The 9,454-nt window shown below is 59.2% G+C and carries 6 protein-coding genes and 2 pseudogenes; 1 reads left to right on the top strand and 7 read right to left on the bottom strand.

Features of this window, described 5'->3' with window-relative positions; genetic code table 11:
• Positions 1-426 precede the first annotated feature (426 nt).
• From NMG70_RS01220 to NMG70_RS01190, 7 genes and pseudogenes are all read right to left on the bottom strand, one after another.
• Positions 427-1,827 carry a CapA family protein gene (locus NMG70_RS01220; RefSeq protein ID WP_254022828.1) on the bottom strand — a complete coding sequence of 467 codons (1,401 nt, stop codon included), beginning with the start codon at positions 1,825-1,827 and terminating at the stop codon, positions 427-429.
• Between the two features lie 51 nt (positions 1,828-1,878).
• Entirely contained in the window at positions 1,879-2,952 is a 1,074-nt protein-coding gene (locus NMG70_RS01215) for an ABC transporter ATP-binding protein (RefSeq protein WP_254022827.1), read from the bottom strand.
• Positions 2,949-3,956, bottom strand: coding sequence for an ABC transporter ATP-binding protein (locus tag NMG70_RS01210; RefSeq protein WP_254022826.1), 1,008 nt, complete (start codon positions 3,954-3,956; stop codon positions 2,949-2,951). The genes NMG70_RS01215 and NMG70_RS01210 overlap by 4 nt, the downstream gene beginning before the upstream one ends.
• Position 3,957: 1 nt before the next feature.
• Positions 3,958-4,794 (bottom strand): ABC transporter permease, encoded by an 837-nt coding sequence (locus NMG70_RS01205; protein WP_436798323.1) that lies wholly within the window; start codon positions 4,792-4,794, stop codon positions 3,958-3,960.
• A 47-nt stretch (positions 4,795-4,841) separates the two neighbouring features.
• Positions 4,842-5,783 carry an ABC transporter permease gene (locus tag NMG70_RS01200; protein WP_254022843.1) on the bottom strand — a complete coding sequence of 314 codons (942 nt, stop codon included), beginning with the start codon at positions 5,781-5,783 and terminating at the stop codon, positions 4,842-4,844.
• Positions 5,784-5,785: 2 nt separating this feature from the next.
• Positions 5,786-7,387, bottom strand: a complete 1,602-nt coding sequence (locus NMG70_RS01195) for an ABC transporter substrate-binding protein (protein WP_254022824.1) — start codon at positions 7,385-7,387, stop codon at positions 5,786-5,788.
• 683 nt (positions 7,388-8,070) lie between these two features.
• Positions 8,071-8,775, bottom strand: a pseudogene (locus NMG70_RS01190) (transposase); the annotation flags it as partial.
• 107 nt (positions 8,776-8,882) lie between these two features.
• Here NMG70_RS01190 and NMG70_RS01185 point away from each other — a divergent pair.
• Positions 8,883-9,327: pseudogene (locus NMG70_RS01185) on the top strand (transposase); the annotation flags it as partial.
• Between the last annotated feature and the right edge of the window lie 127 nt (positions 9,328-9,454).

Genomic DNA, 9,454 nt, shown 5'->3' with positions numbered 1-9,454 from the left:
AATCGACGTTCTTCACAGCCGACGAGATGGCGGCTACGCCTGATGCGATCAGGCGTCGCTTCACACGGGGGTGAGGAGTGGCGATCCGCTAGCGTTCAACCGAGTTGACGAGATGGTGATCTGATCCGCAAACATCTATCAGCATGCGGTGGGGACATCTGCCGGGGGCCTCGTCTGGCCGCATCAGCGCCACACATTCGAATTCAACTCTCGCGATCTTGACAGCCTTCCCGTCTCGGCGAGCAGGCCCTGCCGTTCAGGCGTCTGCGCGCCCGGCCCTGCTCAATGCTCCACCTAATAGACTCTGATTACCCTGACGGCACAGCTGGCCTGCATAGCCGCGTAAGTGTTCAACAAGTATCTAGCCGGACCGAGCACTCGGAATGGATCACAGACAAATTAGGTGGAGCAGCACAAGGCGAGTGATCACAGCGAAGTCGGCCTCAATCTGACGACTCCAACGTCGTTCTCGACCGCTATTTGGGTTCCGAACGGCTCCGACAGCATTTTAAGACGCTCCAGTATGGCATTGGCTTGCGAACCCGTGACCAGCCGCGGGATGCCCCGGTTGGCAAACCTCTTCGAGTAACCGAGCTCGACCGGATAAAGCCGCAATTCGGCAAGCTGGTTCTGCTCAAAGTGGCTGACTGTGATTACGCTCTGATAGTAGACTGGGGAGGAGAGCGCTTCTACAAATCCCTGTGCCGTCGGGTATCCTTTTGCCTCCTCGTCGACCGTCACCTCTGCATCCGTGTCGACTCGCGGATCGCGGCCATAGGCCTCGAACATGTCAGCCCCCACGGGGGTCCGGAGGTCGTCGTAGAAGAAATTCCCCAAACTATAAAGGACGGGCCGCCCCTTGTAGATCTCAATCCCTCGCAACAGATGCGGTCCGTGTCCGACGTATGCGTCCGCTCCGGCATCAATCATTTGGTGCGCAAACGCTTGTTCATAGTCGGCCGGCTCCTGGCTCCAATTCCCGGGGTTGTGACAGTGATTGGTGACCATGCAGAAGTCGGAGAACTGCTTGCCCCGACGAACGTTTCGTAGAATGTCGGCGACATCGCGCCGGTCTGCTTCGTAGCTGTAGCCGGCCTTGTTGCCTCTCTTATATATCTTACCATCGACCACGACCCGATTCGGATCCGTTTCGCCGACCTTGTAGCCTGGCAACGCATCACGTACCCGCCTCAAAGTCTCAAGCATCTCCGGCGGCACCACGATGCTTTGGGTCAAACGAAGGGCATTGAGCCCTGGTCTGCCGGGAGCCTCGCCGGCGGGATCGCACGCTCGAGACATAGGCGCAAACGTTGCAGCCAATGACACCAATGCAGCGCGACCGCGTGCTGTTTCCAAAAAGCGAGCGGCGCCAGCTTGTGCGAGATTCTCGCCAGAACCTGCATGGACGATACCGCTCTCATCCAGCACCCGGCTCGTCTCGCGCATGCCTTCAAGACCCCAGTCGAGTGTGTGGTTGTTCGCGCGACCGACGACGTTGAACCCCATCGCCTTCAAATCGGGTCCGAGTTCCGGTACGCTGATGTGATACGCACCGCCGTGCTCAGCCTCGGGACTCCCGTTGAACTTTCGGATATCGAAGATCAGGGTTTCCATATTGCCGAAGGTGACATCGGCATCACAAAGAATCTTGACGATGTCGCTGAAGCCGGGATGTTCGTATCTGGTCAGCGGTCGCGATAGGATGAGATCCCCGACCGCTACCATTGTGAAGCCGTCCGCGACGTTCGTTGCAATCGAACCGACCCTGTCGTATTCGGCACCCTGTTGCTCCAGATGAGAACCGATCTGTGGTGTATATTTTTCCATAATCTTTTCTCTTCTTTTCGCTGAATTTGGGAACGATGCTCGGTGGCAGTGTCAGCGGTGCACTCGAGATGCTCGAATCGAAAGTGTATCTGACATGGCCACAGGATAGAGCGGATGATCGCCCGTTACAGGCGCTAGGTGACGGGCGTCTCCGGCCGGAGCGCGCACATGACAGGCCACGACCCGGCCATCTGCCATCGGCACAAGAGGCGGCACGTCGATGCGGCAACGTTCGACAGCGAGTGGACAGCGCGGGTGGAACGCACATCCTGTTGGCGGATTGATGGGGCTCGGCACTTCGCCCTCGACCGGTGTTGCCAGACGAGCTCGGGTGGGATCCGGCACCGGCGCTGCTGCGATTAGCGCCTCGGTGTAGGGGTGGACCGGCTTGGCGAAGAGCGCTTCGCATTGAGCGAGTTCCACGATCCGTCCTAGATACATGACCGCAACGCGACGCCCGATATACTCCACGACGCCAAGGTCATGTGAGATGAAGACGAACGAGATACCCATCTGCTGCTGGAGATCTAGAAGCAGGTTCAAGATCTGTGCCTGTACGGATACGTCAAGGGCTGACACCGCTTCGTCGGCGATGATGAGCGAGGGCCGGAGCGCCAGCGCCCGGGCGATACCGACCCGCTGTCGTTGCCCGCCGGACAACTCGGAGGGCAGTCTGTGCATCATCTCGGGCGACATTCCGACGTTTCGGAGAAGGTCTGCGGCAAGCGCTTGCCGCTGCCTTCGGCCGAGGCGCTCGAAATTCTCGACGGGTTCGGTGATGATCTGTCCAGCGGTGAGGCGCGGATTCAGCGACGAGTAAGGATCCTGGAACACCATCTGCATCCGACGGCGCCACGCGTGAAGTGCGTCCTTCTTGAGGCCCGCAATGTCGGTCCCGTCGATCAGCACGCGCCCGCCAGTTGGCTCGACGAGCCGCATCAGGAGACGCGCCACGGTCGACTTGCCGCAGCCGGATTCGCCGACGATGCATAGCGTCTCACCCGCCTCGACGGAAAAGGACACATCCTCTACCGCTCGGATTACCGGAATGGTTTTCTTGAAGATTCCCGAGCCAAGCGGATAATGCTTGGTCAGATTCTCGACTTTCAGCAAAGGACCACTCATGCGCCCATCACCTCTTCCGCGCGCCAGCAAGCCGTGGCGTGGCTCGACCCGACATCACGCAGGCTGGGTGTCTTCTCGCGGCAAATGTCTGTTGCGAACGGACACCGAGGCGCAAAGCTGCACCCGGTAATAGGCTCGCGCAGGCTTGGCACAATGCCGGGAATTTCCGGAAGGCGGCGATGTCGGGCGCGCCGCCGGTCAGGCACCGAGCGCAGAAGTCCCTGAGTGTAGGGATGCGCGGGACGCGCGAAGAGATCAATGACAGTCGCTTGTTCTACGATCCGGCCAGCATACATCACGATTACGCGTTGGCACGTTTCGGCTACAACGCCCAGATCGTGCGTGATAAACATTACGGCCGTTCCCGTGCGCTCCTTCAGATCTACGATGAGCCGCAGGATCTGCGCCTGAATAGTGACGTCGAGCGCAGTGGTTGGCTCGTCCGCGATCAACAGTTCCGGTGAGCAGGCAAGAGCCATGGCGATCATGGCGCGCTGTCGCATACCGCCGGAAATTTCATGCGGATAGTTGTTGACGCGGCGCTCGGGGTCCGCGATGCGGACGAGACGGAGCATCTCTCCGGCTCTTGCCATGGCTACCGAGCGGGACGCCTTCGTGTGGATTTGTATCACCTCGGCGATCTGGTGGCCGACCGTATAGACGGGGTTCAGGCTAGTCATCGGCTCCTGGAAGATCATGGCGATCTGGTCGCCGCGGATTTGTCGCATCTCCCGATCGGACAGCTCAAGGAGGTTGCGTCCGTGAAAGCGTACTTGGCCGCCTACGGTCTTGGCGGTCAGCCTCGGCAGCAGGCGTAGAATGGAGAGGGCGGTGACGCTCTTCCCGCACCCCGACTCGCCGACGACGCCGAGCGTCTCGCCTTTCTTCACCTGGAAGCTGATGCCGCCCAGGGCGCGGGTGACGCTGTCCTCGCCGTAAAAGTGCGTCTGAAGGTCACGGACATCGAGAAGCACGTCGCCCCCTACGGTTTGATGCATCTGCATATTAGCGCCTTCGCTTGGCATGGGGATCGAACAGATCGCGCAGGCCGTCGCCGAGCAGGTTGACGGCGAGGACCGTGACGGCAAGGCAGATGCCCGGGGCGAAGATCGTCAATGGGGCAATGGCGAGATACAGGCGCGAACTGGCGATCATGTTGCCCCAACTGGGAATCTCTGGTGGAACGCCCACGCCGAGGAAGCTCAGCCCCGCCTCCGTCAGGATTGCGCTGGCGCAGACGGTAGCGCTCTGGACCATGAGCGGCGGAATGGTGCTCGGCAGGATATGCCGCCAGATCACCTTGGGCAGGCGCGCACCCCCGCAGAGCGCCGCCTCCACATATGGGCGCTCGCGAACCCCCAGAACCACCGAACGAACCAGCCGAGCGACCGCTGGCGTCTCGGGGATCGCGATGGCCACGATGAGAATGCCTATCCCGGGGCCTGTCAGTGAAATGAGTGCAATGGCCAGCAGAATCGTAGGGATCGACATCAGGCCATCCATGACCCGCATTACGATATTGTCGAAGGGGCGGTTGTAGCCAGCAATGATCCCGATCAGGAGCCCACCCAAGGCCGCGAATGCTGCCGACATCAATCCGACCATGAGTGATATCCGGGCCCCGAAGATCGTTCGCGCAAAAACATCCCGGCCCAGATTGTCGCTCCCGAACCACATTTCAGCGGAAGGCGGCTGCAGACGTTTGAAGGGATCTATGTTCGATGGATCGCCGGCGTAAAGCGAGGCGGCGAGCGCCAGAATGATCAACAGCCCTAAGAGGCCACCGCCTGCAATGACCAGCGGATGTCGCCTTGCAAAACGGGGAAGGTCAGATATTCGCAGGCGGCCCGTTGGGACGTATTCAACTGCTGGGGTGAGGAGCGCCACAATCAGTACCGGATGCGAGGGTCGACCAGGGTGTAGGAAAGATCAACCGCGAGATTGATAAGAACGTACAGACCCGAAGTCAGGATGAGCACACTCTGGATTATGGGATAGTCGCGATTGTTGATCGCATCCACAACCAAGCGACCGATTCCGGGTATATTGAACACCGTTTCCGTGAGGACAACCCCCCCGATCAAATAAGCGAAGCTTATGCCGATCACAGTTAGGATCGGAACGCCGGCATTCTTCAGAGCATGGTGGAAAAGGATGGCATAGGACGAAGCGCCCTTGGCAGCGGCCGTTCGCATATAATCTTCCGACAAGACCTCAAGCATGCTCGCTCGCGTGACCCGGGCGATGAATGCAATGTAGCCAAGGCCTAAAGCCACGGTGGGGAGGATCAGGTGTGCGAACCATGGTCCGAGGCCACGATCGATCGGCACATATCCCTGGACCGGTAACCAGTGTATCCTGATAGCGAAGAAGTAGATGAGAAAATAGCCGATGACAAAGACCGGGACGGAATAACCGAATGCCGAAAAGGCTGTGAGGAGGCGGTCGACGAGCCCGCCCGTTCGCCACGCGGCAAGGATGCCGAAGCAGACCCCGATCGTCACCGAAAGGATCATTGTCAGGATCGACAGCGAAAGCGTCGGTTCAAGCCGCTGGGAGATGAGCTCGAGAACCGGTCGTCCGGCAAAGATCGAAATGCCGAAATCGCCGCCAAGCATGTCCCTGACCCAACGCACGAACTGGATTGGCACAGGATCATTCAATCCCAGCTGCTCGCGGATGGCAGCGATCCTCTCCGCAGTGGCCGCCTTGCCGGCCATCATTGCCGCCGGGTCACCGGGCGCCAGCCTAAGAAGCAGAAAGACGAAAATACCGACCATCGCCATGACCGCGATGGTCGAGAGCATCCTGCGAAGGATATATGCGGCCATGCTCAGGCCTTCTCCATCTTCCACATCGGCGTGAGCGCCGGCATGCCAATGAGGCCGGTGAGCGTCTTGCGGCGCGCAATTGGTGAGACAGCTTGACCCAGCAGAACGGTTCCAACGAAATTCCAATATAATCGCTGCATCTTGCGGGCCAGCGCTTTGCGCTCGTCGAGCGTTTCGGCATCCGCCCATTTGGCCCGAAGAGCCTCATATTCGTCACTTTTCGGCCAGCCAGCAAAGCCGCTCTCGCCATTCGCTACTTGAGTGGAGTTAAACAGATTGCTGCGATCGAAAGTGGATTCGTTTGTAATGAAGATGCTCCAGCCGCCTCCCTCAACGGGGCCTCTGTTCTTTAAACGCGCGCTAACCCCACCCCAATCGCTGGGCGCAAGTTCGGCGTTGATCCCAACCTTTCGCAGGGAATCCGCTAAAAGCTGCGCGGCAACGTCTGCTTCGTGCCAGTCTGTGGGATCGAGAATGATTACCTTCTCGCCGGTATAACCCGCCTCCTTAAAGAGTTGCTTGGCCTTTTCCGGATCGCCCCCCTTCTTGAACCAGCCCGTATTCTCATCGTTGGCGTAGGGCGTCCCACTCCCAAATGCCGCAGTGATGGTGTTGAAGTATTGTGGGTTGCCGACCACAGCACGCATGAACGCCTCCTGGTCGATGAGGTGAAGCATTGCTTGACGTGCCTTGACGTTGTTGAACGGCTTCTGCAGACAGTTCATGCGCAGGAAATATACATCGCCCGCCTTGTTCAGAACCTGGAGTTCAAGATTGGGATCGCTCTCGATCACCGGGTAAAGATCGGCGGGCGGCCCTGAGAGGAAATCAATCTCACCCGCTTGCAGGGCCGCGACAGCAGTCTGCTGATCCGGCATATTATTCCAGATTACACGATCGACCTTGACGACCTTCCCACCGGCGAATCCATCCGACGTTTCGCTGCGTGGGACGTATTGTTCATTCCGGTCGTAGGTGAAGGTCGCGCCCGGCCTGGCAAGCGCGTGATTGAACTTGAACGGCCCCGATCCGATATTCGCGGTCACCTGCTCGGTCGCGGGGCGACTGGCGTCCTTCTCGCGCATGACGAACAGGCACGGCGTCGTAAGGTCCGCCAGAATATCAATCAGGAGCCCCAATGGCTCCTTGAGCGCGATCGTGAAGGTTTTGTCGTCCTTCTTCGAGATATCCTTTGCGCGCGCCATAATCAGTTGTCCGCCAGGATGCACCTGGCCCCAGCGGCGGATCGAAGCGACGCAATCCGCCGCATTGACGGGGGTGCCGTCGTGCCACCCCAAGCCATCCCGGAGCTCGAAGGTATACGTCATCTTGTCTTCCGAAATGCTCCACTTTCCTACCATTTGCGGCTGCGGAATAAACTTGGAGTCGAGCGCGAACAGCGTGTCGTAAACCGCAAGGCCATGGTCGGCGGAGTTGTAAGTCGTCGTAGCGACGGGATCAAAGACGGTGAGGAACCCGGGCTTCACTACTCGGACGGTCCGAGCGTCCGCTGGCAAGGTCTGTGCCCGCAGAACCGCTGGGATCGATACAGCCGCTCCGGCGGCCAAACCCGTCTTAATGATTTCGCGTCGTGAGATTGCCATGAATCAGTTCCCCTTCTTGGTTGAGCGCGGTTAATGCACGTGCCTATCTGCTGGATGGAGCAAAGCCGGCGGGATCTTGCTGCCGCGTGGACTTTGGCTTAGCTCCTGCGGCCCCTCCTGCAGGTCGGTCGTTGAAAGGGATTCTCGTTTGCAATTAGAATCCACTCACTCCGCAGTTCTAATCTGTCTCGTCGATGAAGGGCCGCTACCTTGATGCTGGTGTCGGCGTGGAACGGCTTTCACATAAGCATCAATGGCCGCTTTTCCGGCGCCACAGGTCGTCTAGAATCGCAACGAAGCTCGGTCGGCGACGAAGTCAGCGCCTGACCGCGACATCGGACGAAGTCGGCTGCATTAAGCGCCTGCTTTCCTACCAAAAAAGCTCATTGTTTCACCCCGTCTGCGGTTTTGCGCTCCCGTCTGCGGTTTTGCGCTTTTTACGTACTAGATTTTCAATTGCCGCGGAGCTTACGTCAAATTCAGTGTGTGTATCGCGGTCATCTGGTTTTGAGATGATTCAGATCGAGCCGCAATTCGGTCGGTGCGTCCTGGCCGGGTTTGTGGCGGCGGCTCGTCGCGACCTGCTACTGAGAATGTCTTCCATCTGAGAGCCTTGATTGAAGGACGGACTGATGAAGAGAAGGCGGTTTACGAAGAGCAGATCATCGCGGTTCTGCGGAGCATGAAGCGGCAGCGGCGTCAATCCGCTCCACGATCATCTGCCCCTCGCTGATCTCCCCGGTGGTCACCGCGACATCGAGAACCACGCCGCGCAGATCATCGACCACGGCATGCTGCTTGTAGGCCGGCTCAAGTCGGCGATTGCGGGCTCTTGTCGCCATGGTGGCATCTGGGTCGGTTACGCACATCTTCTTGAATTTTCCGGTCTTGCGGCTATTCTTTGCCGCCGCTTCCTCGTTAGCAGCGTTCACCGCCTCGACATGGCGCACCGCCAAGCTGTCCCAGCTTACGTCGGCTCGGATCAGCGAAACATCGACGTGGACGACCTCGCCCTCGGCGATCTTGGCCTCGATGCAGGCCTGCACTGTGCGCTCAAAGATCCGGCGAAAGCGTGCCTCGCCCCAACGCTGGCGGATGCGTGTCAGGGAAGAGTGATCGGGAAGTGCTTCGTGGAGACCGTAGCCGACAAACCAACGGATCGCGATGTTGACCTGCGTCTCTCGCATGAGCCGGCGGTTATGCACAATTCCAAGCAGGAATCCAGTGAGCATCAGTCGAACCGCAACCTCAGGATCAATGCCCGGGCGGCCATTGTCGGTGCAGTCGACGTTCGCCACTTCGTCACGCATCCAGAACAGATCCAGCACACGATCGACCCGCGCGAGAATAAGATCATCAGGAACAAGCTACCGCAGCGAGCCAGTCATGAACAGCTCAAGCTAATCGCGCTCCTTGCGTCCCAGCATCGCGAACGCTCCAGACAATCAACGACTTCCCAATTGACTCAGTAGGAGGAGACTTCTTCACCGGCCCCTACGTGCACTTTCTCAGAAACGCGCTCGACTACGTGCCGCGTAAGTCGACGACGATTGCCTGATGGAGCTCAGATGGTTCTACGACCGGCGCAACCTTGCCGAGGTCAAGTGCGATCTGGCGCAGTAGATCGGCAAATGGCACGCCAAGTACCCCAAGCTGGTGAACTGGGTGGAGGACAATATCGAGGAGACACCGAGCTTCTCTCGGCTGCCACTTGCCCACCCAAGCACATGAAGTCGACGAACATACTGGAGCGGCTGAACCAGGAGATCGCGCGGCGTACCCTGGTCGTGCGCACCTTCCCCAGCCCGCAGAGCTGTCTGCGGGTGGTGCGGGCGCTGGCGGTGGAGATCCACGAGAACTGGCTCGAGGCGACCAGCTATCTCAACATGGAGCATCTGCGCGAGCACAAGAAGGAGAGCCTGAGGGCATTGGCCGCCTGAGCACCGGTGTGTCCGCCGCTCCGCTAGAAACGGGGGCTGGGCGGCGGACACCCCAACGTCATCGCTGAACGCCACGCCATTTTTGCAGAACTTGACGCACACAACTTGACGGTCGCCCGACGCCCGT

It is taken from the genome of Mesorhizobium ventifaucium (assembly GCF_935822925.1).
In the GTDB taxonomy this organism is placed as follows: Bacteria; Pseudomonadota; Alphaproteobacteria; order Rhizobiales; family Rhizobiaceae; genus Mesorhizobium; species Mesorhizobium ventifaucium.
This window is presented reverse-complemented; position numbering and strand designations above follow the sequence as displayed.